Annotated in this window: 20 protein-coding genes and 1 pseudogene; 16 read left to right on the top strand and 5 right to left on the bottom strand. The window is 70.8% G+C overall.

What is annotated here, in order from left to right; genetic code table 11:
- Positions 1–163 precede the first annotated feature (163 nt).
- From ABZ877_RS05615 to ABZ877_RS05580, 8 genes are all read left to right on the top strand, one after another.
- Positions 164–406: a hypothetical protein gene (locus tag ABZ877_RS05615; protein WP_361064848.1), complete on the top strand. Its 243-nt coding sequence runs from the start codon at positions 164–166 to the stop codon at positions 404–406.
- On the top strand, positions 396–1,160 hold the full coding sequence (locus tag ABZ877_RS05610; RefSeq protein WP_361064846.1) for a ParB N-terminal domain-containing protein: 765 nt from the start codon (positions 396–398) through the stop codon (positions 1,158–1,160). The genes ABZ877_RS05615 and ABZ877_RS05610 overlap by 11 nt, the downstream gene beginning before the upstream one ends.
- A complete protein-coding gene (locus tag ABZ877_RS05605) occupies positions 1,157–1,432 on the top strand; it encodes a hypothetical protein (protein ID WP_361064843.1) in 276 nt (91 codons plus the stop codon). Before ABZ877_RS05610 ends, ABZ877_RS05605 begins: the two co-directional genes overlap by 4 nt.
- Positions 1,429–2,817: an AAA family ATPase gene (locus ABZ877_RS05600; RefSeq protein ID WP_361064840.1), complete on the top strand. Its 1,389-nt coding sequence runs from the start codon at positions 1,429–1,431 to the stop codon at positions 2,815–2,817. The genes ABZ877_RS05605 and ABZ877_RS05600 overlap by 4 nt, the downstream gene beginning before the upstream one ends.
- A gap of 270 nt (positions 2,818–3,087) precedes the next feature.
- On the top strand, positions 3,088–3,351 hold the full coding sequence (locus ABZ877_RS05595; protein ID WP_361064836.1) for a hypothetical protein: 264 nt from the start codon (positions 3,088–3,090) through the stop codon (positions 3,349–3,351).
- Positions 3,352–3,562: 211 nt separating this feature from the next.
- Positions 3,563–4,861 (top strand): phage major capsid protein, encoded by a 1,299-nt coding sequence (locus tag ABZ877_RS05590; RefSeq protein ID WP_361064833.1) that lies wholly within the window; start codon positions 3,563–3,565, stop codon positions 4,859–4,861.
- A complete protein-coding gene (locus tag ABZ877_RS05585) occupies positions 4,858–5,040 on the top strand; it encodes a hypothetical protein (RefSeq protein WP_361064831.1) in 183 nt (60 codons plus the stop codon). Before ABZ877_RS05590 ends, ABZ877_RS05585 begins: the two co-directional genes overlap by 4 nt.
- Positions 5,037–5,192, top strand: coding sequence for a hypothetical protein (locus tag ABZ877_RS05580; RefSeq protein WP_361064829.1), 156 nt, complete (start codon positions 5,037–5,039; stop codon positions 5,190–5,192). Before ABZ877_RS05585 ends, ABZ877_RS05580 begins: the two co-directional genes overlap by 4 nt.
- A gap of 502 nt (positions 5,193–5,694) precedes the next feature.
- On the opposite strand, the gene ABZ877_RS05575 is transcribed toward ABZ877_RS05580, so the two are convergent.
- A complete protein-coding gene (locus ABZ877_RS05575; RefSeq protein WP_361064826.1) occupies positions 5,695–6,456 on the bottom strand; it encodes a helix-turn-helix transcriptional regulator in 762 nt (253 codons plus the stop codon).
- A 189-nt stretch (positions 6,457–6,645) separates the two neighbouring features.
- On the opposite strand from ABZ877_RS05575, the gene ABZ877_RS05570 reads away from it, so the two are divergent.
- Entirely contained in the window at positions 6,646–7,221 is a 576-nt protein-coding gene (locus ABZ877_RS05570; protein ID WP_361064823.1) for a DUF6415 family natural product biosynthesis protein, read from the top strand.
- Between the two features lie 71 nt (positions 7,222–7,292).
- Here ABZ877_RS05570 and ABZ877_RS05565 read toward each other — a convergent pair whose 3' ends face one another.
- From ABZ877_RS05565 to gabT, 3 genes and pseudogenes are all read right to left on the bottom strand, one after another.
- A complete protein-coding gene (locus ABZ877_RS05565) occupies positions 7,293–7,502 on the bottom strand; it encodes a hypothetical protein (RefSeq protein WP_361064820.1) in 210 nt (69 codons plus the stop codon).
- Between the two features lie 260 nt (positions 7,503–7,762).
- Positions 7,763–7,957: pseudogene (locus ABZ877_RS05560) on the bottom strand (phosphoesterase); the annotation flags it as partial.
- Positions 7,958–8,108: 151 nt separating this feature from the next.
- Positions 8,109–9,443 (bottom strand): 4-aminobutyrate--2-oxoglutarate transaminase, encoded by a 1,335-nt coding sequence (gene gabT / locus ABZ877_RS05555; RefSeq protein ID WP_361064818.1) that lies wholly within the window; start codon positions 9,441–9,443, stop codon positions 8,109–8,111.
- Positions 9,444–9,727: 284 nt separating this feature from the next.
- Between gabT and ABZ877_RS05550 the strand changes: the two genes are divergently transcribed.
- From ABZ877_RS05550 to ABZ877_RS05540, 3 genes are all read left to right on the top strand, one after another.
- Complete coding sequence (locus ABZ877_RS05550; protein WP_361064816.1) at positions 9,728–11,842, top strand: ATP-binding protein; 2,115 nt, start codon at positions 9,728–9,730, stop codon at positions 11,840–11,842.
- A 141-nt stretch (positions 11,843–11,983) separates the two neighbouring features.
- Positions 11,984–13,624, top strand: a complete 1,641-nt coding sequence (locus tag ABZ877_RS05545) for a PucR family transcriptional regulator (RefSeq protein WP_361064814.1) — start codon at positions 11,984–11,986, stop codon at positions 13,622–13,624.
- Positions 13,625–14,130: 506 nt separating this feature from the next.
- Positions 14,131–15,579 carry an aldehyde dehydrogenase family protein gene (locus ABZ877_RS05540; RefSeq protein ID WP_361064812.1) on the top strand — a complete coding sequence of 483 codons (1,449 nt, stop codon included), beginning with the start codon at positions 14,131–14,133 and terminating at the stop codon, positions 15,577–15,579.
- A gap of 60 nt (positions 15,580–15,639) precedes the next feature.
- Here ABZ877_RS05540 and ABZ877_RS05535 read toward each other — a convergent pair whose 3' ends face one another.
- Positions 15,640–17,085, bottom strand: coding sequence for a glycosyltransferase family 39 protein (locus ABZ877_RS05535; protein WP_361064809.1), 1,446 nt, complete (start codon positions 17,083–17,085; stop codon positions 15,640–15,642).
- 195 nt (positions 17,086–17,280) lie between these two features.
- Between ABZ877_RS05535 and ABZ877_RS05530 the strand changes: the two genes are divergently transcribed.
- The 4 genes from ABZ877_RS05530 to ispG all read left to right on the top strand — a co-directional run bounded on the left by ABZ877_RS05530 (position 17,281) and on the right by ispG (position 23,445).
- A complete protein-coding gene (locus ABZ877_RS05530) occupies positions 17,281–19,221 on the top strand; it encodes an acyl-CoA dehydrogenase family protein (RefSeq protein ID WP_361064806.1) in 1,941 nt (646 codons plus the stop codon).
- 343 nt (positions 19,222–19,564) lie between these two features.
- Complete coding sequence (dxr, locus tag ABZ877_RS05525; RefSeq protein ID WP_361064803.1) at positions 19,565–20,833, top strand: 1-deoxy-D-xylulose-5-phosphate reductoisomerase; 1,269 nt, start codon at positions 19,565–19,567, stop codon at positions 20,831–20,833.
- A complete protein-coding gene (locus ABZ877_RS05520; RefSeq protein ID WP_361064801.1) occupies positions 20,830–22,131 on the top strand; it encodes a site-2 protease family protein in 1,302 nt (433 codons plus the stop codon). Before dxr ends, ABZ877_RS05520 begins: the two co-directional genes overlap by 4 nt.
- Positions 22,132–22,287: 156 nt before the next feature.
- A complete protein-coding gene (gene ispG, locus ABZ877_RS05515) occupies positions 22,288–23,445 on the top strand; it encodes a flavodoxin-dependent (E)-4-hydroxy-3-methylbut-2-enyl-diphosphate synthase (RefSeq protein ID WP_361064798.1) in 1,158 nt (385 codons plus the stop codon).
- Positions 23,446–23,845 lie beyond the last annotated feature (400 nt).

Below are 23,845 nucleotides of genomic sequence, written 5' to 3'. Positions count from 1 at the left end.
GCATCCTGCGGAAGCAGCATCCTCGTAGCCTCCGATGGGCGATGCATGGACGTGCAGAGGCTCTGTTGTTTCATTGGCCGTCATGCCGGTAATCCACCTGGACGGGTGGCAGCACGGGCCCGGACGCGCAGGAAATCCCTTCCTCATAAGAGGGTTGATTTCCGTGTCCCGAAAGACACCTCGCAAGATCTCCAAGGAAGTCGTCCAGGCGCGCGGTCGTGTTGCTGCGGCAGCCCGCTGGAATGGCGACGTCACGGAAGCTAAGCGCGAACTAAAGACCGTGGTTCTAGCGGACTACATCCGAAAGATCGTCGACACAGCGCCCGAACTCAACGAAGAACAACGCATCCGGCTCGCCACGCTGTTGCGCCCCGTCACGAAAGGCGGTGCGCACGATGGCCGTTGACCGACAGCATGAGGCGGCCCCCGGAGGCGAACCGGGGGCCAACAACGACAGCCGGGGCGTGGCGTCGATGTCTGCCACGGTACGCCCGGCGGCAGGCGCCTACCAGGTCATGCCCGCGCTCACGGTTGAGGAGTACGCCGCCCTGAAGGCGGACATTGCCGAGCACGGCATTCGGGTGCCGGTGGTACTCGACCAGCACGGCGACATCATCGACGGACACCACCGGGTCGCCATTGCCGCCGAACTGGGCATCGCGAACTATCCCCGCATGACCCGTGCGTACGCCACCGAGAAAGACCGGTACCGTGACGCGTTCGCACTCAACATGGCGCGACGCCACCTCACCCGGCGGCAGACGCGCGAACTGATCGTGCAGGAACTCGCGCGCGATCCGGGCCGCTCCAACCGAGAGATCGGCAGGCTGCTCGGAGCCGACCACAAGACGGTCGGGGCCGTCCGGCGCGATCTTGCTGGGGAGATTCCCCACCCCGAGCAAGGGGGTCTGTCGACGGCGGAGGCCCGGGAGATCACAGACGCCGTGCGCGCGCACCTGAATGAGGTCGATGAGCTAGTCAGCCAGGCAGTACGAGGAGGCGTAGCTCCGATCGCAATCATTGGGCAGCTTTCCGTGATGCTGCTCGACTTGGAGGACAAGCTAGGGGCGGAGCGTGCCAACGCGGTTCGGCGGAGCGTGGTGGAGCCACGTATTCGCGACCTGATCGGGGTCAACTCGTCGGACGGCGGTGCATCGTGAGCCGACTACGCGGCGTCGGCCGCAGCCGCACGCGCAAGCCTGCGAATGTCTCGAAGCGGCTCGCGCGGTCATACGTCTGCGGGCACTGCCGCAGCGAAGTGCGCGGCGTCCGCCGTGACGAACACGGCATTGACCACATCGACATTGCGCACGACGCCGAATGCCCCGTACTGCGCGGCGCCGTCCCCGACGAGGGCGACGTGTACCGCGCGGCGGCACGCGCCGGAATCTCCGCCATGGACGTACGCGTCCGGGACGGGGGTGCGGAATGACGACGCCGCCCCCGGCGCTGTGCGCGCACAACCAGTACAAGGGGCAGTGCCGTTACACCGGCTGCCCCGATGGAGTGGCGCCGCCTTCGACGGCCGCCCCTATTCAGGTGGCGCCCGCAGCGGTCAACGGTGAAGCAATCAGCGACGCCGCGATTATGCACGCAATCGCCAGTGTCTTCGATGAAGCAGGGGAGGCGGAGCAGCTAGGGCTATGGGCCGCCGCAAGGCGCGTCGACCCTTCCCTGACGGCGTTCAACTCTGTGTTGAATGCTGTCCGCATAGCGCGCTCCGACGACACCGGGCCCGCCCCCGATCTCGTGTTCCGCTCCCTGGCCGAGATTGCCCGCGAAGTCGATGAGGCGCCCCCGCCCTCATGGTTGTTCGAACCGGTCATCGTGGCGGGCGATTACGGGGTGCTCAGTGCAGAGGACAAGGGCGGCAAGACATGGGCGGGTATCGACGCGGCTGTTTCCTGTGCTGCCGGACTGCCCTGGATGGGGCAGTACCCGTGCGGGCAGTCCGGAACCGTCATCATGTTTTACGGAGAGGGGAGCGCACGCAAAGCCGTGCGGCGCATCCGGGCGGTGGCAGCGTCCAAAGGGCTCACCCGGGAACAAGCCGATGCACTGGACATCATCCCCGTGTTCCGCGCCCCGAAGCTAAGCAGTGCCACACACCGCGAACTCATCCGTGAGGTACTCACCACACACCGCCCCGCCCTGGTGATCATCGACCCGCTGTATCTCGCAGCCGGCGGGGCCAACAGTGCTGATTTGATCTCGATGGGCGAACTGCTCCAGGGAATTCAGCACATCGTTCAGGACGCGGGCGCGAGCCTGCTCATCTCGCACCACTTCCGGAAGACCGGGCAGGGCGACGGACACGACCGCTCCAGTGGAGTCGGGCCCGGCGCCTGGGGGCGCTTTCTTGTCTCCGTTGCGGTCAAGAGCCGCAGCACCGACGCCGCGACGAAGGAGACCACCGTGCGCCTGCGATGGCAGTTCCGGGGCGACGAAATTGCGGACTTGGACACCACCCTCGTACGGCGTGTGCGTGCCGATGACCCGTCCGATCTCAGCTCGACGATGCACTACGCGGTGACCGTGGCCGCCGACCCGGAAACGGCCGACCAGGACATCAGCCTCGCGCCCTCCGAGCGGAAGTTGTTGGAGGCGCTGAGGGACGGCAAGGACCGTCATCAGTCCGTAGCGCAGCTGGTCGACCGGATCAAGGACAGGCACGGGCACGGACTGCGCCGCGAGACGTGTTCGCGCGGGCTGCGGCACCTTGCGGAACTGGACCTGGCCGTCCAGCAGGCTGCCATGAGCGTGGGCTATCCATCGCATTGGTTGATCACTGCTAAAGGCGCTGCTCAGCTCGCGTGAGCGCCCAATGTCACGCGTGACCGCTCACGTGTGTGTGATGTGACCTCTCCCTATAGGGAGAGGTCACATCACACACACGGCATCACGGCAGCGTGGTCACACGCAGCGAGGAAGGAGAAGCCAGCCGCAGAACTGGTCGGAAAGAGCCCCGCCCCCGCCCGCTGGGCGCTCGCCTCCGCGCCTGCGCCGCGCTCGCCGGGACCGGGCGTCCGCGCCGCCGTCCGCGACCCGCAGGGCGCCGTACATCCAACATCACGAAAGGAGCCGATCATGTCTGACGATGCGCTGCCCGATGATCCGCTGGGCGTCGCGCTCTCGGTCCTGACCTCCGAGGAGCGCCGCCGCGTCGGCGAGATCACCGCCGCCCTGGCGCAGGCTGCCGACGCGGCACTCAGGGCGCCGGGCTGGACACCGCGCCCCGCCGCCGACGCGTGGCGCGAGCTGGCCGCGCACTACCGGGCGCGGGGGGACGGCATATGGCCCGCGCTGAGCGCCGCCGCCGACCGCGCCGCCTCGCTGGACGATTCCGGCTGACGGAGCGTCATCCGGGGTACGCTTGGATCAGTCGTGAGAGTCGGGCGGGGCCCGGCGAAACCACGGGCGGCGCGGTACGGCAACCGCCGCCGCCCGGGGCGGTTCCTGGACCGCCGACCGGTCGCGGCCCGGGATGAGCGCGGACGCGCTAGAGCCGAATTCCCTCAACTTCCGCACGCCTGTTTCGGCGTGCCAATTCCCGGGATTTCCTATGCTCTACTTTCCGGCGATCGAATCGGCCAGGGCCGAACTGAAGCGTATTCTCGAAGCGGCTGGTCCCAGCTATGACCTGTCGCGCGTCGAGATCAAGAACCGTCATTCCGATGCGGAAAAGGTCCGGTACATCGGCGACCTCAATGCCGAGATCGACCGGCTGCAAAAGGTCGCCGACGCGGCTGAATCCGGCGGCTACGGGGAGAGCGGCGACGGCGCACGGCCGTTGGCCACGGTCCGCCAGGGGGGAGGCTCCCTGAAGGGCAGGGAGGCGCTCCGCAAGGGTGAGGGCCTCTCTCAGTGGGCGCGGGACAACGGGCACAGCGAACGCGCCTATGAGGGCCTGAACTTCGACAAGTACGTCAAGGGCCTCGTTACCGGTGAGTGGTCGGGCGCCGAACCGGAAAGGAAGGCGCTCAGCGAAGGAACGCTCTCCGCTGGCGGCTATATGGTGCCGACTCCGCTCGCCGGGGACATCATCGACCTTGCGCGCAATCAGTCCCGCGTATTCCAGGCGGGCGCTCAGCTCGTTCCGATGACGGCCCAGACGCTGAAGATTGCCCGGCTGACGGGAGAAGGAACTCCGGCGTGGCGAAATGAGAATGCCGCCATCACGGCCGGAGATCTCACCTTCGACGCGGTGACGTTCACGGCGCGCTCCATGGCACGCCTGGTCGTGATTTCCCGGGAACTCTTCGAGGACTCCAACCCCGCCGCATCGGGCGTCATCGCCAATTCCTTTGCGGCACAGATCGCTCTCGAACTCGACCGTGCCGCACTGCGGGGCAGCGGTTCGGCGCCGGAACCCCGGGGGGTGCTCAATCAGAGCGGGGTCACTCTCACGAGCCATGGCACGAATGGGTCGACCATCGGATCGCCGCCGAGCGCGGGCGTCATGGGCTGGGAATTCCTCGTCCAGGCAGCGGGCGCCGTCGAGAACAACAACTTCACCGCCAATGCGCAAATCATGGCGCCGCGCACGAACCAGTCCCTTTCCCTTCTGCGGGACACAACGAATCAGTACATCGCACCCCCGGGGTACCTCGATAACACCCCCCGGCTCACCACAAAGCAGGTGCCCATCAATCTGACGGTGGGCAGCTCCTCGGACTGCTCGGAGGTATATACGGGCCAGTGGCCCATGATGGGCGTGGGTATTCGCACGTCCTTCCAGCTCGAATTCCTGAAGGAGCGGTACGCGGATAACCTTCAGATCGGAATTCTGGCCCATCTGCGCGCGGACGTTCAGCTCTTTCAGCCGGGCGCATTTGCCGTGGATCTCGGAGTGAGGTCGTGACGAACGAGGCGGAGACCGTGAAGGAGGACATGCTGATCGTGCGCGAGGATCTCGGGCCGGAGTCGTACACCCTGATCGCGGCGGGCGACGCGGTGCCCGCGCACCTGGCCGACCTGCCGCGCGTCCGGCGCACCGAGGTGCCTGCACGCAAGTCCAAGGCCGTGCGAGTGGCGTCATGATCGGCGAAGGCTTCGAGGTGGTGTGCGAGGTGGCCCGGGACAACGAGCGGGCGCGACAGGACGAGTACGCCAAGCTGGCCGACGCGCTCACGGCCCGCCGCGAAGGCATCCCGTTGGAGCTGTGGAGGTCGCTGCCGGACGCTGAGGACTGAGAACGCCGAGTCGGCGCCCGTGCCCCCGTCGACTCGGACCCGGCGCCGACTGCCTCTAGCGCCGGGCCGCCGCGCCCGTGGCTGCGCATGACCACGGGCGCGGCGCTGCCGTCTATGCATTGCCTTGTATGGATTTCCATGCGCGGCTTTGCTCTGCAAACTGGGGGACGCGTCACGTCAGGCGTGGGGGAGCAGTCGCAAAGCTGCACGTGGGAGGCGTGATCGTCGCAGATAGGGGGGAGGGGGTCGCTCGTGCGGGATTCTCTCGGAGACCCGCTACGCTCTTATCGCCCGTTTTTCCCTCTATGCAACTTGGTGCAAAAGGCCGCGTTCTTGCAGGTCGGGACTTGATCGACGGGCCGCAGGGGCGGCGTTGCAGGCCGTATAGATCGGCTTTGCCCGCGCAATGTATGGCTATGCTGGGCGTGCTGGTCGGCGATCTTAAGCCTATTTTTCTGCATAGCCTCAAGAGCGTGGCGCCGTGGCCGTGGCGGCTGTGTACTCAGTCGGGCGTCCGGTTGTAGGCGTCTAGCGTGGTCTTGGCGGTCGACGCGTCCAGGAGCCGCAATTCCCACGGCCCCGTGTTCACGTCGAACTCCCGGCCAAAACCAACCCATTTGCCAGACATTCGGCGACCCGTCGGCTCGACCAACATCTGAATCGCCCCGAAGTACCGGGCGCCCCGGTAGTAACCCTCGCTGGACGTGGCCTCCTGCCACGTGCCAGTGACAGTGCTGCCGTCCAACTGAAGGTCCAGCGTGAGGGGGCTGTTCGGGTTCAGGGACGCGTTCGGCAGGCTCCGCGCGGAGAGGCGATTGCCGTGCTGGAGCAGCACCACGTGATGCTTCCCCGTGAAAGTGGAGTTGCGGCCGGAGCTGAAGTACTCGTACCGCGAGAGCCATACGCCGGAGTAGTTCCCCCGGGGCGCCGTTTGCGGCGTCGGCGTCCCGCGCACCTCCGGAACGCCGACGGGCGAGTCTTCGAGATCGTGCCCGCCCTGGCCATCGTCGGCGACGCGCGCCATGGGGACGGCGGCGAAGCCGAGGGAGTCAACAGGCAGCCCGGTCACGGCTTCCAGGGCGCGTGCGTACACGGGCCTAGGTGCCGCTGTCGTGCCGCTCTCCCAGCGCTGTACGAGCCGCTTGGAGGCGTCATTGCGCTGGCCTGCTCGTTGCCCTGCGTTGCGGATCGCGCGGGCGAAGTCGTCCTGGGACATGAGAAGTCCCAGGCGGACCGCCCGAAGGGTGGCGTTCGGTGTGGTCATGGAGATCACGGTAAACCCGCGACATCGGTAATGACACCGGTTTGACGCCCCCTGTGCCGCCGCTTTGACACCTTGACCGTCATCGCGGAATTCGTTGTGACCAGGCCACGGTGAAGGCCAGCGAAAGACCCCCGCGATGCGGCAAGGCATCCGGGGGCGTGGTCGACCTGAAGGAAGCAGGCCAACGTCATGGACGGTACCGTCCCCCCACCGGTCACCCAAGAGGGTGACCCGCGCCCGCTGGACTTGCCGACGATGCGCGCCGCCGCTCGCCGCCTGGTCGGCGCAGATCCCGAACTTCCCACGGCCGAGGAACTGGCCGAGATGACGCGCACTGTGCGCGGCATGGTCGCGTTGCTCGTCTCCGAAGTCGCGACTCTCGCGCACGCGCGAAACTTCGACGACGTGCCCGCCGTCTGTGCGCGCATCGGCATCGGGGAGGCGCGGGCGCGGCTCAACATGGTCGCCCGGCCGGGGCTGCCATCGGCCCTGAACCACGCGAGGCGCCTCGCCCGGAGTGTGGTCGCGCTCGCTGATCATTACGAGAACCTGGGCGGTGGCGCACCGAAGGCCAAGTTCGTCCAGATCTGCCGGTGGTGCGATGAGCTGATCATCGACCCGGAGGACACCGTGACGGTAGCCATCCGGAGCGGCATCTCCGGGCCGGGCTACGCGGTCTACGCCCATCGTGATCACGCCCGCTTCGTCCAACTCAACGCAGCGCACGGGGAGATGCGCGCCCCGCACGTTCATCACGAGCCGTAGATCGTCCGCAGAGCAGTGCCCCCACTCCGTGATCGCGGCGGAATGGGGGCGCTGCAATGTGCCGAAAGATCTCAGATCAGTGACCTGACCGCCTGTGCGTAGGTCGAGCCTCGCGGGAGATCGAGTGAGTCACAGATGCAGCCCGGCAGAATGTCGGTGCAGTTCCAGAGTCGTCCCCAGTCCTTGCGGCGCAGGGGTTGACCGGACTCTGCGAGTTCGACTGCTTCAAGGAACGCGTTCCGGATGTGGCCGGGAGCGTGTCCGCTGATGATGTTCTTCATGGCGTTTCCTTGGTCGATTCGGTTCGAGTCGACCTCGCCATGCCATGTGTGATGGCGATGACGGTATCCGACTGCCGTGTCCAGTCCGCGTAAGTGCCGGAGCGGGCAGGGGGTTGCGCGCCCGCCAGCGTCATCGCCGCAGTCGCTATGGACGCCCATGAACACGCCGAAGGGCCAGCGCAAGGGGGGGTGTGCGCTGGCCCTTCGGGGCCCGGCGGTCCCGGTCACTCTCGCTGGCCTACTTGCGAAGGTCCAACGGGGGTGGTTCCGGGCCGGCCGAACTGACCGGTGTGCCGCACGCCCCGGGGGGTTTGGGGCGGGCGACCGTCCGATCGGTGAGGAGTTCCGGAGCCGGAGGCTCCGGGTGTGTGCGCGAGGGCACGACCAGGGCGGGGCTGGGGAGGCTCCGACCCGGTTTCGCCCACAGTCCCCTGTGGGCGGGGTGTTTCTCTCATCTGCAGAAACCGTACGGCAGGGGGCGGGGGGCACAACAGCGGCTTGGCCAACCTGCCATCGGCCCCCCACACCTTCTTCACACGGCCCGACGTCCGCCGGACCGCACGGGAAGGGACGCCGGTGCGACGGGTGCGCACCGGCGGCCCGCGGTCACAGCCCGGCGAGCGCGGCCTCGATGATGTCGAGACCCTCGTTGAGGAGGTCCTGGCCGATCACCAGCGGGGGCAGGAAGCGCAGAACGTTGCCGTAGGTGCCGCAGGTGAGGACGAGGAGGCCCTCGGCGTGGCACGCCTTGGCGAGCGCCGCGGTCGCCTCCGGGTGCGGATCCTTGGTCGCCGGGTCCTTCACCAGTTCGATGGCGATCATCCCGCCGCGCCCGCGCACGTCGCCGATGACGGAGAACTTCTCCGCCATGGACGACAGGCGCGCCTTCATCGTCTGCTCGATCTCCTTCGCACGGGCGTTGAGGTCGAGCTCCTTCATCGTCTCGATGGCACCGAGCGCACCCGCGCACGCCACCGGGTTACCGCCGTAGGTGCCGCCGAGGCCGCCCGCGTGCGCGGCGTCCATGATCTCGGCGCGGCCCGTCACGGCGGCGAGCGGCAGACCGCCCGCGATGCCCTTGGCGGTCGTGATCAGGTCGGGGACGATGCCCTCGTCCTCGCAGGCGAACCACTGGCCGGTGCGGCAGAAGCCGGACTGGATCTCGTCCGCGACGAAGACGATGCCGTGGTCGGCGGCGAACTGGCGGATCGCGGGCAGGAAGCCCTTGGCCGGCTCGATGAAGCCGCCCTCGCCGAGCACCGGCTCGATGATGATCGCGGCGACGTTCTCGGCGCCGACCTGCTTGGAGATCTGGTCCATGGCCTGGGCGGCGGCCTCCGGGCCGGCGTTCTCGGCGCCGGTCGGCCAGCGGTAGCCGTACGCCACCGGCACGCGGTAGACCTCGGGCGCGAACGGGCCGAAGCCGTGCTTGTACGGCATGTTCTTCGCGGTCAGCGCCATCGTCAGGTTGGTCCGGCCGTGGTAGCCGTGGTCGAAGACGACGACCGCCTGGCGCTTGGTGTACGCGCGGGCGATCTTGACGGCGTTCTCGACGGCCTCGGCGCCCGAGTTGAACAGCGCCGACTTCTTGGCGTGGTCGCCCGGCGTCAGCTCGGCGAGGGCCTCGGCGACGGCCACGTAGCCCTCGTACGGCGTGACCATGAAACAGGTGTGGGTGAAGTCCTGGAGCTGGGCGGAGGCCCGGCGCACCACGGCCTCGGCGCTCGCGCCGACCGAGGTGACCGCGATGCCGGAGCCGAAGTCGATCAGTCGGTTGCCGTCGACGTCCTCGATGATGCCCCGGTCCACCTTGGCGGTGAACACGGGCAGCGTGGAGCCCACGCCGGCGGCGACGGCCGCCACGCGGCGGGCCTGCAGCTCCTGCGACTTCGGGCCGGGGATGGCGGTGACGACGCGGCGCTCCTGCGGGATGTCGCTCATGCGGGGCTCCTGGTTCTGGGTCGGGTCCTGGTCCCGGATCTGGCTTCCGTCTCCGGATCTGGGGGTTCGGGGGTTTCTCCGCAGGTTAGGTGCGGGATGAGTGAGGGGTCTTGCTCCATCGGGGTGAGATTGCGCGGGGCTGTTGTCCGCGGTGGACACATACCCGGGCGGCGCGCGGAACCCGGTGAGGCGCACAAACGCTGAACTCCCCAGGTACGGGCACTACATTGAGCCCGGATCGACGCGCGGAACACGGACGGACCGGCAGGTCAGGGGGCAAGGCCATGAACAGCGAGGGCATGCAGGGCACGGACGGCGCGGCCGGGGAACGCGGTCTTCCCCCCGGCGGCGCGGTACCGCCGCCGCGCCCCGCCCACGCGCCGGGGGAGCAGCCCTCCTCCGCGGGCGCCACCTTCCTCACCTGGCTGCGCACGCCGCGCCCGCCCGCCGCGCCCGGCGTGTGGCGGTTCGGGCACCGGCCGCGCGCGGCCGAGGAACCCGAGCGGACCCCGACCCGGCAACTGCTCAGCGGCGCCCTCATCGCGTTCCTGGTGGGCTGGCTCGTGTGGTCGCTGCTGTGGAACGGCTACCTGGGCGGCTGGTGGCTGCTGCCGCTCTACGCGATGATCCCGGACTCCTGGGTCTCCCCGCACTCCTTCACCTCCGTGGTCGTCGTCTACCTCTACTACGGGATCTTCGCCGTCGGCATCGCCGTCGCGGTCGGGCGGCTCGGCCGGTGGGGCGAGGTGTGGCGGCGCTTCGGCTACCCGGCCTGGCGCTCGGCCGCGCCCGCCCAGGCGGAGCGCCCGCCCGCCCCCGAGGAGGACCCGGCGCAGTGGCCGCACCTGCGCGCCGCCGGTGCCGTCGAGGCCGCCGAGCGGCTCGGGGCCGAGGCCCGCGCCGGGCTCATGCGCGACGTGGACCACGCCCGCATCGCCCGCGCCTGGCAGGGCGTCAAGCGCGGCAGGCACAGCCTCGCCTCGTTCGCCGCCGCCGTCGTCAAGGACGGCGCCGCCGCCTGCCCGCACCCCTCCGGCACCCGCGACCTGCCCGCCCGCTCCGCCCGCCACGACCTCGTCACCGCCCAGGTCAGGATCGGCACCGCCGCCGACGACGCCCGCAACCCGTACGCGTACCGGGGCGTCGGCCTCGCCCTCGGCCCCGACCTGCTCGGCACCTCCCTGCTCGCCGTCGGCCCGCCCGGCGCGGGCAAGACCGGCCACGTCGTCTGGCCGCTCACCGAGTCGCTGTGCCTGGGCGCGCTCGCCGGACGGGCCGCCGTGGTCGTCGTCGGGGCGGCGGGCGCGGGCCTCGGCTCGCAGGACACCTACGACGTCGTCGTCCGCGTCGGCCGGCCGGACTCCGCCTACGACCTCGACCTGTACGGCGGCACCACCGACCCCGACGAAGCCGCCGCCGTGCTCGCCGAGGCGCTCGTCGGCGACCTCGCCGACCCGCACCCCAGCGGCGACAGCCGCCGCTCCACGACCGTCCTCGCCCAGCTCCTCGGCCCGTACCACGCGGTCCACGGCCGCTTCCCGTCCGTGCCCGAGCTGCGCCGGCTCCTCGACGGGGCGCCCACCGCGCTCGGCGCGCTGCGCACCGCGCTCACCGAGGCGGGCCACGAGGCGATGCTCCGCGAACTCGACGCCCGCGAGCGGCAGCTCGCCCACCCCGGCGACGTGGGCGCCGTCCTCGCCGACCGGATCGCGCTGCTCGACCGCCCCGCCTTCGCCTCGTTCTTCGACACCTCCGGCGCCGGCCGCCCCTTCAGCCTGCGCGCCCTCGACCACCCCGTCCGCGTCCGCATCGACCTGCCCGAACGCGGGCACGCCGACGCCTCCCGGGTCCTGGCACGGCTCGTCCTGGCCCAGTTCATGACGAGCGTCGCCGTCCGCGAGGACCGCTCCCTCTTCGCCTGCCTCGTCCTCGACGACGCCACCGGGGTCATCACCCCCCAGGCCGTCCGCGGACTCCAGCGGCTGCGCTCCGCCAACGCCGGCGCCGTCCTCACCCTGCGCACCCTCGACGACGTGCCGCGCCCGCTGCGCTCCCCGCTCCTCGGCTCCGTCGGCTGCCGCATGGCGCTGTCCGGGCTCACCCCGTGGGACGGGCAGGATTTCGCCGAGGTGTGGGGCAAGGAGTGGACCGAGACCCGCGACGTCACCGACCGGCAGATCATCGCCGAGACCCCGGCAGGCAAGGCGCTGCACGCCATAAGGAGGGTGATCACCGGGCGGGCGCCCACCGCCCGCGCCGTCACCGTCCGCCAGGTCGAACGCGAACGCTGGTCCGCCTCCGACCTCGCCCACGCCGTCCCGCCGGGCCACGCCGTGCTCTCGCTCACCACCGTGCGCGGCGAGCACGCGCCACCGCTGCTCGTGGACCTGCGTACCTGAGGGCGGCCGGAACACACGGGGACCGCCATCCGTGGTACGTACGGTGAGGCAGAATCGGCACCGGTCGTTCATACGGACCGGCCAAAAGCTCCCCACGCCCGGTGCACCCCCCATGTACCCCCCCGCACACCTGAAGGCCCCATGCCGCCCACGCTCGCCTCGCTCGTCCACCACTCCTCGCTCAAACTCACCGTGCGCGCGGGCGAGGACCATCTGGACACCCCCGTCCGCTGGGCCCACGTGAGCGAACTCGCCGACCCCGTCCCCTACATGGAAGGCGGCGAACTCCTCCTCATCACCGCCCTCAAACTGGACGCCGACGACCCCGAGGCGATGCGCCGGTACGTACGACGGCTGACCGGCGCGGGCGTCGTCGGGCTCGGCTTCGCCGTCGGCGTCAACTACGACGACGTGCCCGAGGCACTCGTCCGGGCGGCCGAGGAAGAGGGCCTGCCGCTGCTCGAAGTACCGCCCCGCACCCCCTTCATCGCCATCAGCAAAGCCGTCTCCGCCGCCATCGCCGCCGACCAGTACCGGGCCGTCACCTCCGGCTTCGCCGCCCAGCGCGAACTGACCAAGCAGGCCCTCAACGAAGGCCCCGAAGGGCTGCTCGCCGTACTCGCCGCACAGGTCAATGGGTGGGCGGCGCTCTACGACGTCTCCGGCGCCGTCGTCGCCACCGCCCCAGAATGGGCGGGCCGCCGCGCCGCCCGGCTCACCCCCGACGTCGAACGGCTGCGCGAACGGCCCGCGCCCGCCAGCGCCGTCGTCGCGGGCGGCGCCGACGACCGCGTCGAACTCCACTCCATCGGCACCGGGCGCCGCGCACGCGCCGCTCTCGCCGTCGGCACCGCCGCCGCCCTCGGCACCGCCGAACGGTACGCGCTGCACTCCGCCATCGCCCTGCTCACCCTCGTCACCGAACGCTCCCGGGCGCTGTACGCCGCCGAGCAGCGGATCGGGGCGGCCGTGCTGCGCATGCTCCTCGCCGGGGAACCCGATCACGCGCGGGCCGTCGCCGGGGACCTGTACGGGGCCCTGCTCGACGCCCCCTTCCGGATGGTCGCCGCCGAAGCCGCCGCGCCACCGCCCGACGGGGTCGCCGCGCCCGCCCCCGTCACCGCGGCGCCGGGGATGGCGTCGCTGCTGGGCGAGGCGATGACCGGGGCGTCCGGGGACCCGCTCTCCGTCCTCGTCGACGTCGTGGAGTCCGCGGCGGCGCGGGCGGGCGAGGCGGTGCTCGTCGTCCCCGACGGAGGGCGGACCGTGCTGCTCGTCGTCGACGGGGGAGCGGCGGCCGAGGCATGCCTCCAGTACGCGGAAGTGCTCGAAGCGACCCGGGCGGACGGCTCCGCCGCGGACGAACTGGTCATCGGGTTCTCGGCGCCGGCCGGGCCGATCGCGGCGGTGACCGCGTTCAAGCAGGCCGAACAGGCGCTGTCCGTCGCGCGGCGGCGGGGGCGGGTCCTCGTCGAGCACGAGGACGTCGTCGCCGGGTCGGTGCTGCCCCTGCTGGCGGACGACGCGGTGCGGGCGTTCGCGGACGGGCTGCTGCGGGCGCTCCGCGATCATGACGCGACTGGGCGCGGGGATCTTGTGGCGTCCCTGCGGGCTTGGCTGTCGCGGCACGGGCAATGGGACGCGGCGGCGGCGGATCTCGGGGTGCACCGGCATACGCTCCGCTACCGGATGCGGCGCGTCGAGGAAATCCTGGGTCGCTCGTTGGACGACCCGGATGTCCGCATGGAGCTTTGGCTGGCGCTCAAGGCGACCGGGGTGTGAGCGGGGGGTTGTCTTGGGGGTGGCGATGCGTCTGCCCGCTGCGGGTCTGCGAGCGAGTGCGGCGCCGCGGTGGCTGGTCGCGCAGTTCCCCGCGCCCCTCACGTTTCGCGCGTCTGCGGCGCCATCGTGGTTGCTCGCGCAGTTCCCCGCGCCCCTGAGATGCGCACTTCGTGCGCCATCTCGGGGCGCGTCCCTGCGGGGGCGCAAGGGGGAGGCGCGGCGAAGCCGCAGCCTCCAGGGGCGCGGGGAACTGCGCGAGCAACCACGACGGTGCGACACTCGGCGAGATAGCGCACCCCTACGGCGGGATGCCGGCCTTTAGGGGCGCGGGGAACTGCGCGACCAGCCACGACGGTGGGACACTCCGCGGCGGCGCGAGGGCTGGACTCGGACGAAGCGGCGAAGAAGGGGAGCCCAGCACTCCGCCCCGGCCAAGTCTTCACCCGCCCGGCCACGCCTAACGTGTGGCACGGACACACCCGCTCACCGAAAGGCCGGTACCAGACATGACCGCCGCCCACACCCCCTTCTGGCTCGCCGGCCGCCAGGCCACCGGGGACGCCGCCTTCGACGTCACGAACTCCTACGACGGGCGGCTCGTCGGCACCGTCAGCGTGCCGACCGAGGCGCAGGTCGAAGAGGCCGTCAGCGCCGCGCACGCGATCCGCGAGGAGTTCGCCGCGACCCCGGCCCACGTCCGCGCGAAGGCGCTGAACCACGTCGCGGACCGCCTCGGCGAGCGGACGGAGGAGATCGCCCGGCTGATCTCCGCGGAGAACGGCAAGCCGATCAAGTGGGCCCGGGGCGAGGTGGGCCGCGCGGTGAGCGTGTTCCGGTTCGCCGCGGAGGAGGCCCGGCGCTGGAACAGCGGTGAGGCGCAGCGCCTCGACACCGACCTGGGCGGCACGGGCCGCCTGGCCCTGACCCGCCGTATACCGAAGGGCGTCGTCCTGGGCATCGCCCCGTTCAACTTCCCCCTGAACCTGAGCGCGCACAAGGTCGCCCCGGCCATCGCGGTGGGCGCCCCGATCATCCTGAAGCCGGCCCCGGCGACCCCGCTCTCCTCCCTGCTGCTCGGCGAACTGCTCGCCGAGACGGACCTGCCCGCGGGCTCCTGGTCGGTCCTGCCGGTGCCGAACGACCGGATGCCCGCCCTCGTCCAGGACGAGCGGCTTCCCGTCATCTCCTTCACCGGCTCGGGCCCCGTCGGCTACGCGATCATGGACAGCGTCCCGCGCAAGCACTGCACCCTCGAACTGGGCGGCAACGGCGCGGCGGTCGTCCTCGCCGACTACGCCTCGGAGGCCGACCTGGACTGGGCGGCGAGCCGCATCGCCACCTTCTCCAACTACCAGGGCGGCCAGTCCTGCATCTCCGTACAGCGGGTCATCGCGGACGCCGCCGTGTACGACCGGCTGCTCCCGAAGATCGTCGCCGCGGTCGAGGCGCAGGTCACCGGCGACCCGGCCGACGACGCCACGGACGTGGGCCCGCTGGTCAGCGAGGACGCCGCCAAGCGCGTCGAGTCGTGGGTGAACGAGGCCGTGGACGCCGGCGCGACCCTCCGTACGGGCGGCAAGCGCGACGGCGCCACGTACGCGCCGACCGTGCTGACCGACGTACCGGCCGACACCACCATCGCCTGCGAGGAGGTCTTCGGACCGGTCCTCACGGTCACGAAGGTCGACGGGGAGGACGCGGCCTTCGCCGCCGTCAACGACTCCAAGTACGGCCTCCAGGCGGGCGTGTTCACGCACGACCTCCAGGCCGCGTTCCGCGCCCACCGCGCCCTGGAGGTCGGCGGTGTCGTCATCGGCGACGCCCCGTCCTACCGCGCCGACCAGATGCCGTACGGCGGCGCCAAGCAGTCCGGCGTCGGCCGCGAGGGCGTCCGCTACGCCATGGACGACTACACCTACGAGCGCGTCCTCGTCCTGACCGGCCTCGCGCTGTAACGACCGCGCACGGCCGAACGGCCCGAGCCCACTGTGCGGGGGCTCGGGCCGTTCCGTGTGTCAGGGGGCCCGGCGCTCGTACGTGGTCACGCGCCGGCCGCGTACCTGCGCGTCGTCCACGGCCCGGAAGTAGCGCCGCAGCACGGCCATCTTCACGTGGTCGCGCCGCGCCGTCACCGGCCTCGCCACCCGCTCCGCATCCGTGACCAGCAGGATCCGGTGGCGTGCGAGCATCGCGCGCCGTATCGCGTCCGGCGGCTTCTCCACGCCCTTCAACGTGCCGGAGGGCCCCGGGCCCTGGGCGAGGGCGACGTCCCGCAGCCCGTCGAAGGCGTCCGGCGACACCAGCAGCGTGTCGCGCCGGGCCGCCGGGACGAACAGCACACCCGCCCCGTCGGCCTTGTGGCGGCGTATGTCCTGCGTGACGGCGAGGACGTCGTCCACGCGGCTCGCGGGCGAACGCTTGGCCAGGAACTGCGGCAGCAGCGCCAGCACCGCGACACCGACCGCGACCGGTACGAGCCAGGCCGACGCCCTCGGGAACCGCGGCCGCGCGGCCCGGACCGCCGCCTCCAGGGCCGCCCCGATCAGCAGGGCGAGCCCGAGCAGGCCGAACAGAATGTAGCGGTCCAGGAAGAGCGGCTTGACCAGGGAGACCGCGACCAGAACCAGATGGGGGACGACCAGCAGGGGCAGGCCCACCGCGGCCATCGAGAACCGCCCCGCGACCGGCCGGTCGACCAGGGCGCACAGTCCGCCGATGGCGAGCAGCACGGCGGGGCCGATCATCATGTGCCAGGTCAGCGGCGGGATCCAGGACACCTGCGCGGACTGGCCACGGCTGAACAGGATCAGCGGGAGGGCGCCGAGGGCGGCCAGGGAGGCGGCGACCGCCCAGCGCAGCCACACCGCGCGGTCCGGCCGCGTCCACACCAGCGTCACCAGGTGCGCGAGCACGGCTAGCAGCGACAGCCAGTTCAGCCACGCGCACACGAGCACGGCGGCCCCGTACCCCGTCCAGAGGGCGGCGCCGCGCCTGCCGCGCAGCCCGTGCGCGAGCAGCAGCGTCGAGACGCCCACACCGGCCGCCACCAGCGCGTACGGGCGGCCCTCCTGGAGGTAGAACTGCACGGCGGGCAGCAGCCCGAGGGCGAGGCCCGCGCCGAGCCCCGCCCGGCGTCCGGCGGTCCGCTCGCCCAGGGCGGCGACGCAGCCCGCCGCGACCGCCGTGGCCAGGACGGAGGGCAGCCGCAGCGTCGTCGTCCCGGGGCCGAAGAGGGTGAACAGGCCGTGCATGAACAGGTAGTAGAGGCCGTGCACCGCGTCGACCTGGCCCAGCATGTGCCAGATCTCGGCGGTCGAGCGGCGGGCCACCTGCCAGGTCGCCGCCTCGTCGCGCCACACGCTGTGCCGCCGGGAGAGCCCCCACACTCCGAGGGCGACCGTCCACAGCGCCGGAACCGGCCAGACGGGGAAGGGCCGGGAGAAGGTGGTGCGGACGTTCATGAAGACGGGCGTGGCTCTCGGCTAGGGGACGATCTTGAGGAACCGCAGAGCCTACCGCCCCGCCCGTCGTGACCCGCCCGCCGCGAGCGCCGCGCGAGGGCTGGCTGACCTGTCCCGGATCGGGTACATACGATCCAGTAGCACCAGCCGGTAACGGACCGGCCCGGTGCCCCGACGCGCGGCGAGGTGAACCTCATGTCCGCAACACCACAGTCCCGGGCCAAGGTCTCCGAACGGGAGGCCCGGCAGGTCGCCGAGGCGGCCCGCGAACAGGACTGGCGCAAGCCAAGCTTCGCCAAGGAGCTGTTCCTCGGCCGGTTCCGGCTCGACCTGATCCATCCGCACCCGCTCCCCGCCGACGACGACGCGCGGCGCGGCGAGGCGTTCCTCGCCCAGCTCAGGGACTTCTGCGAGACGAAGATCGACGCGGCCCGCATCGAGCGCGAGGCGAAGATCCCCGACGAGACGGTCAACGGGCTCAAGGAGCTCGGCGCCTTCGGCATGAAGATCGACACGAAGTACGGCGGTCTCGGCCTGACGCAGGTGTACTACAACAAGGCGCTCGCCCTCGTCGGCTCCGCGAACCCGGCGATCGGGGCGCTGCTCTCCGCGCATCAGTCGATCGGCGTACCGCAGCCGCTGAAGATGTTCGGCACCCAGGAGCAGAAGGACGCGTTCCTGCCGCGGTGCGCGCGCACGGACATCAGCGCGTTCCTGCTGACCGAGCCGGACGTCGGCTCCGACCCCGCCCGCCTCGCCACGACCGCCGTCCCCGACGGTGACGACTACCTCCTCGACGGGGTCAAGCTGTGGACGACCAACGGCGTCGTCGCGGACCTCCTCGTCGTCATGGCGCGCGTTCCGAAGTCCGAGGGGCACCGGGGCGGCATCACGGCGTTCGTCGTCGAGGCCGCCGCCGACGGCATCACCGTCGAGAACCGCAACGCCTTCATGGGGCTGCGTGGCCTGGAGAACGGCGTCACCCGCTTCCACCAGGTCCGCGTCCCGGCCGCCAACCGCATCGGGCCCGAGGGCGCGGGGCTGAAGATCGCCCTCACCACGCTCAACACCGGGCGGCTCTCCCTGCCCGCGATGTGCGTCGGCGCCGGGAAGTGGTGTCTGAAGATCGCCCGCGAATGGTCGGCGGCGCGCGAGCAGTGGGGCAAGCCGGTCGCGTTCCACGAGGCGGTCGGCGCGAAGATCTCCTTCATCGCCGCGACCACGTTCGCCCTGGAGGCGGTCCTCGACCTCTCCTCCCAGATGGCCGACGAGGACCGCAACGACATCCGCATCGAGGCCGCCCTCGCCAAGCTGTACGGCTCCGAGATGGCCTGCCTCATGGCCGACGAACTCGTCCAGATCCGGGGCGGACGCGGCTTCGAGACCGCCGCGTCCCTCGCGGCGCGCGGCGAACGCGCCGTCCCCGCCGAACAGGTCCTGCGTGACCTGCGCATCAACCGCATCTTCGAGGGCTCGACGGAGATCATGCACCTGCTGATCGCCCGCGAGGCCGTCGACGCGCACCTCTCCGTCGCCGGGGACCTCATCGACCCGGAGAAATCCTTGACGGACAAGGCGAAGGCGGGTGCGAAAGCGGGCGGCTTCTACGCCAAGTGGCTGCCGAAGCTCGTCGCGGGACCGGGCCAACTCCCGCGCACCTACGCGGAATTCCACCCCTCCGGCCACCCGGACCTCTCCACGCACCTGCGCTACGTCGAACGCTCTGCCCGCAAACTCGCCCGCTCCACCTTCTACGCCATGTCCCGCTGGCAGGGCCGCATGGAGACCAAACAGGGCTTCCTCGGCCGCATCGTCGACATCGGCGCCGAACTGTTCGCCATGAGCGCGGCCTGCGTCCGCGCCGAACTCCTGCGCACCACCGAGCCCCACGGCCGCGAGGCCTACCAACTCGCCGACGCCTTCTGCCGCCAGGCCCGCATCCGCGCCGACGCCCTCTTCGAACGCCTGTGGACCAACACCGACGACCTGGACCACAAGGTCGTCAAGGGCGTCATGAGCGGTACGTACACCTGGCTGGAGAGCGGTGTCGTCGACCCGAGCGGCGAGGGGCCGTGGATCGCGGACGCGACACCCGGCCCGACAAAACGGGAGAATGTCCACCGCCCGATCCACTGAGGCGCCGACGACTGCGCCGCCGGGAGCCGGCTTCGCGCGAACGCGGATCGTGCCGGTGCCGGCCCCGGCCGTGCCGTCGTGACGGCCCCTGGAGTGCGTCGTCCCAGCGGGGCGGGCCGCCCAGGTCCGCTGACCCGGACGTCCTCTGAAGCCGTGTTCGAGACGCTCGAAGAGCGGGGCGCCGCAGTCCCGGGGCGGCCCTCCGCGTACGCGGAACGGTGGCGGTCGATCTCAGCCATTACGTCCGCTCCATGACCCGATGACGGCGGGCCCCCGGACCCGTACGGGCGCATCCCCGGGACACCCTGTCAACCTCACAGGAACGCGGGGCGACAATAGGGCAATGACCGACAGCCCATCGCCGCTCGCCGATCCGCACCTCGTCTTCGACCCCGCGCCCGGCGACGCCCCCAGGGACATCGTTGTGCTCGGCTCGACGGGGTCGATCGGCACGCAGGCCATCGACCTCGTGCTGCGCAACCCGGACCGTTTCCGCGTCACCGCCCTCAGCGCCGCGGGCGGCCGGGTCGACCTCCTGGCCGAGCAGGCGCACCAGTTGCGCGTACGGACCGTCGCCGTGGCCCGCGAGGACGCCGTGCCCGCGCTGCGCGAGGCGCTGAGCAAGCGGTACGGGGCCGGGGAGCCGCTCCCCGAGATCCTCGCCGGGCCTGACGCCGCCACCGAGGTCGCGGGCCGCGGCGACTGCCACACGGTCCTCAACGGCATCACCGGGTCGATCGGCCTCGCCCCGACCCTCGCCGCCCTCGAAGCGGGCCGCACGCTCGCCCTCGCCAACAAGGAGTCGCTGATCGTCGGCGGCCCGCTGGTGAAGGCGGTCGCCAAGCCGGGCCAGATCATCCCGGTCGACTCCGAGCACGCCGCCCTGTTCCAGGCGCTCGCCGCAGGCACCCGCGCCGACGTGCGCAAACTCGTCGTCACCGCCTCGGGCGGCCCGTTCCGCGGCCGGACGAAGGCGGACCTGGCGGACGTGACCGTAGAGGACGCGCTCGCGCACCCCACCTGGGCGATGGGCCCGGTCATCACGATCAACTCGGCGACCCTGGTCAACAAGGGCCTGGAGGTCATCGAGGCGCACCTGCTCTACGACATCCCCTTCGACCGGATCGAGGTCGTCGTCCACCCCCAGTCCTACGTGCACTCCATGGTCGAGTACACCGACGGCTCCTCGATCCTCCAGGCGACCCCGCCCGACATGCGCGGCCCCATCGCCATCGGCCTTGGCTGGCCCGAGCGGATCCCCGACGCGGCGCCCGCCTTCGACTGGACGAAGGCGTCGAGCTGGGAGTTCTTCCCCCTCGACAACGACGCGTTCCCGTCGGTGAACCTGGCCCGCCACGTCGGGCAGCTCGCGGGCACGGCCCCGGCGGTGTTCAATGCCGCCAACGAGGAGTGCGTGGACGCCTTCCTGAAGGGCGCCCTGCCGTTCAACGGGATCATGGACACCGTCACCCGGGTCGTGGAGGAACACGGCGCCCCGGTGTCGGGAACCTCCCTGACCGTCGCGGACGTCCTCGAAGCGGAGACCTGGGCGCGCGCCCGGGCCCGTGAACTGACCGAACCGGACGAGGCAGCCGCGGAGGCCCGTGCATGACGACCTTGATGATGATCCTCGGCGTAGTCGTCTTCGTCGTGGGTCTGCTCGTCTCCATCGCCTGGCACGAGCTGGGCCACCTGTCGACGGCGAAGATGTTCGGCATCCGCGTCCCGCAGTACATGGTCGGCTTCGGGCCCACCCTGTTCTCGCGGAAGAAGGGCGAGACCGAGTACGGCGTCAAGGCGATCCCGCTCGGCGGCTACATCCGCATGATCGGCATGTTCCCGCCCGGCGAGGACGGCCGGATCGAGGCCCGCTCGACCTCCCCGTTCCGCTCGATGGTCGAGGACGCCCGCGCGGCCGCCTTCGAGGAGGTCAGGCCCGGCGACGAGACCCGCCTGTTCTACACGCGCAAGCCCTGGAAGCGCGTCATCGTGATGTTCGCGGGCCCGTTCATGAACCTGATCCTCGCGGTCGGCCTGTTCTTCACGGTCCTCATGGGCTTCGGCATCACCCAGCAGACCAACATGGTCGAGTCCGTCTCGAAGTGCGTCATCGAGGCCAGCGCCCAGCGCGACACCTGCAAGGCGTCCGACCCCGAGTCCCCGGCCGCGGCCGCGGGCCTGCGGGCCAAGGACAGGATCGTCTCCTTCGACGGCGTCACCACCGACAAGTGGAACGTCCTGTCCGACAAGATCCGCGAGAGCGCGGGCAGGACCGTCCCGATCGTGGTCGAGCGCGACGGGCAGCGGAAGACGCTGACCGCGAAGATCGCCACCAACACGGTCGCGAAGAAGGACGCCAGCGGCCAGATCACCGACGGCTACGTGAAGGCCGGCTTCCTCGGCTTCACCGCCGCCACCGGCGTCGTCCACCAGGACTTCGGCGACTCCGTGACCTGGATGGGCGACCGTGTCGGCGACGCCGTCGACTCCATCGTCGCCCTCCCGGCGAAGATCCCCGCCCTGTGGGACGCCGCGTTCGGCGACGGCCCGCGCGACCAGGACTCCCCGATGGGTGTCGTCGGCGCGGCCCGCGTCGGCGGTGACATCGCCGCGCTCGACATCCCGGCGACGCAGAAGGTCGCCATGTCGTTGATGCTGGTGGCGGGCTTCAACCTGTCCCTGTTCCTCTTCAACATGCTGCCGCTGCTGCCGCTCGACGGCGGGCACATCGCGGGCGCCCTGTGGGAGTCGCTGCGGCGCAACCTCGCCCGCGTCTTCCGCCGCCCCGACCCGGGCCCGTTCGATGTGGCGAAGCTCATGCCCGTCGCGTACGTGGTCGCCGGGATCTTCGTCTGCTTCACGATCCTCGTCCTCATCGCGGACGTGGTGAATCCGGTGAAAATCTCCTGATCCTGTGGCACATGAGGCGGCCGGGCACCCTATGTGCCCGGCCGCCCCTCTTTGGGTGGATGTACGGGGCGCAGTGTGCTCCGGCGCGCGCCGGTGACGTAATCTCGGAAGCCTCTGGACTCGATCCTCGATCCATACCTTGGGGTTGCACAGCAGATGACTGCGATTTCACTCGGCATGCCGGATGTTCCGCTCAAGCTCGCCGAGCGGCGCAAGAGCCGGCAGATCCAGGTCGGCACGGTCGCCGTCGGCGGTGACGCCCCGATCTCCGTGCAGTCGATGACGACGACGCGTACGTCGGACATCGGCGCCACCCTCCAGCAGATCGCCGAGCTGACCGCCTCCGGGTGCCAGATCGTGCGCGTCGCCTGCCCCACGCAGGACGACGCCGACGCGCTGCCGGTCATCGCCAAGAAGTCGCAGATCCCCGTCATCGCCGACATCCACTTCCAGCCGAAGTACGTCTTCGCCGCCATCGAGGCGGGCTGCGCGGCCGTCCGGGTCAACCCGGGCAACATCAAGCAGTTCGACGACAAGGTCAAGGAGATCGCCAAGGCGGCCCGCGACCACGGCACCCCCATCCGCATCGGGGTCAACGCGGGCTCCCTCGACCGGCGCCTGCTCCAGAAGTACGGCAAGGCGACGCCCGAGGCGCTCGCCGAGTCCGCGCTGTGGGAGGCGTCGCTCTTCGAGGAGCACGACTTCCGGGACATCAAGATCTCGGTCAAGCACAACGACCCCGTCGTCATGGTCAACGCGTACCGGCTCCTCGCCGAGCAGTGCGACTACCCGTTGCACTTGGGCGTGACGGAGGCGGGGCCCGCGTTCCAGGGCACGATCAAGTCGGCGGTCGCGTTCGGGGCGCTGCTCTCCGAGGGCATCGGCGACACGATCCGCGTCTCGCTCTCGGCGCCGCCGGTCGAGGAGATCAAGGTAGGCAACCAGATCCTCGAATCCCTGGGTCTGCGCCCGCGCCGCCTGGAGATCGTCTCCTGCCCGTCCTGCGGGCGCGCCCAGGTCGACGTCTACAAGCTGGCGGAGGAGGTCACGGCCGGTCTGGACGGCATGGAGGTGCCGCTCCGGGTCGCGGTCATGGGCTGCGTCGTGAACGGGCCGGGTGAGGCCCGTGAGGCGGATCTGGGTGTCGCCTCGGGCAACGGCAAGGGGCAGATCTTCGTCAAGGGTGAGGTCATCAAGACCGTTCCCGAGTCGAAGATCGTGGAGACGTTGATCGAGGAGGCTATGAAGATCGCGGAGCAGATGGAGAAGGACGGGGTGGCCTCCGGCGAGCCGTCCGTGGCCGTCGCCGGATAGTCACCGGCTCGGCCCCACCCGGCCTTATCCGCGCGCTCGCCCACCGGGTTCGTCCTGGCGGGCGGGCGTGTGTGTTTTTGGGGCGGGGCGTGGGTTGCCCGGTGCCTTGTGGGAACGCGGCCGGTCTACGGGTGCGGGTTTCGTCGTGGCTGGTCGCGCAGTTCCCCGCGCCCCTGGAATGCGCACTCCGTGCGGCATTCCTTCCGTCTTTCTGTGCGGGTCTCGTCGTGGTCGCTCGCGCCGTTCCCCGCGCCCCTGAAGGCTGCGGCTTCGCCGCGCCTCCCCCCGCGCCCCTGAGATGGCGCACGAAGTGCGCATCCCGCCCCCATGGACGCGGCGACGATCCGGCCGGCCCGCTCCAGCGCGCGGCCCACGGCGTCGTCCACCGAGGTGTCGGCGC

Origin of the sequence: Streptomyces sp. NPDC046939, assembly GCF_040644575.1 — a bacterium.
GTDB lineage: Bacteria > Actinomycetota > Actinomycetes > Streptomycetales > Streptomycetaceae > Streptomyces.
This window is presented reverse-complemented; position numbering and strand designations above follow the sequence as displayed.

What these genes read in the sequence shown, in the direction of transcription:
- ABZ877_RS05610 (WP_361064846.1), top strand. Translation starts at nt 396, where the DNA reads ATGGCCGTTGACCGACAGCATGAGGCGGCCCCCGGAGGCGAACCGGGG.
- ABZ877_RS05600 (WP_361064840.1), top strand. Translation starts at nt 1,429, where the DNA reads ATGACGACGCCGCCCCCGGCGCTGTGCGCGCACAACCAGTACAAGGGG.
- ABZ877_RS05595 (WP_361064836.1), top strand. Translation starts at nt 3,088, where the DNA reads ATGTCTGACGATGCGCTGCCCGATGATCCGCTGGGCGTCGCGCTCTCG.
- ABZ877_RS05590 (WP_361064833.1), top strand. Translation starts at nt 3,563, where the DNA reads ATGCTCTACTTTCCGGCGATCGAATCGGCCAGGGCCGAACTGAAGCGT.
- ABZ877_RS05580 (WP_361064829.1), top strand. Translation starts at nt 5,037, where the DNA reads ATGATCGGCGAAGGCTTCGAGGTGGTGTGCGAGGTGGCCCGGGACAAC.
- ABZ877_RS05575 (WP_361064826.1), bottom strand. Translation starts at nt 6,456, where the DNA reads ATGACCACACCGAACGCCACCCTTCGGGCGGTCCGCCTGGGACTTCTC.
- ABZ877_RS05570 (WP_361064823.1), top strand. Translation starts at nt 6,646, where the DNA reads ATGGACGGTACCGTCCCCCCACCGGTCACCCAAGAGGGTGACCCGCGC.
- ABZ877_RS05565 (WP_361064820.1), bottom strand. Translation starts at nt 7,502, where the DNA reads ATGAAGAACATCATCAGCGGACACGCTCCCGGCCACATCCGGAACGCG.
- gabT (WP_361064818.1), bottom strand. Translation starts at nt 9,443, where the DNA reads ATGAGCGACATCCCGCAGGAGCGCCGCGTCGTCACCGCCATCCCCGGC.
- ABZ877_RS05550 (WP_361064816.1), top strand. Translation starts at nt 9,728, where the DNA reads ATGAACAGCGAGGGCATGCAGGGCACGGACGGCGCGGCCGGGGAACGC.
- ABZ877_RS05545 (WP_361064814.1), top strand. Translation starts at nt 11,984, where the DNA reads ATGCCGCCCACGCTCGCCTCGCTCGTCCACCACTCCTCGCTCAAACTC.
- ABZ877_RS05540 (WP_361064812.1), top strand. Translation starts at nt 14,131, where the DNA reads ATGACCGCCGCCCACACCCCCTTCTGGCTCGCCGGCCGCCAGGCCACC.
- ABZ877_RS05535 (WP_361064809.1), bottom strand. Translation starts at nt 17,085, where the DNA reads ATGAACGTCCGCACCACCTTCTCCCGGCCCTTCCCCGTCTGGCCGGTT.
- ABZ877_RS05530 (WP_361064806.1), top strand. Translation starts at nt 17,281, where the DNA reads ATGTCCGCAACACCACAGTCCCGGGCCAAGGTCTCCGAACGGGAGGCC.
- dxr (WP_361064803.1), top strand. Translation starts at nt 19,565, where the DNA reads ATGACCGACAGCCCATCGCCGCTCGCCGATCCGCACCTCGTCTTCGAC.
- ABZ877_RS05520 (WP_361064801.1), top strand. Translation starts at nt 20,830, where the DNA reads ATGACGACCTTGATGATGATCCTCGGCGTAGTCGTCTTCGTCGTGGGT.
- ispG (WP_361064798.1), top strand. Translation starts at nt 22,288, where the DNA reads ATGACTGCGATTTCACTCGGCATGCCGGATGTTCCGCTCAAGCTCGCC.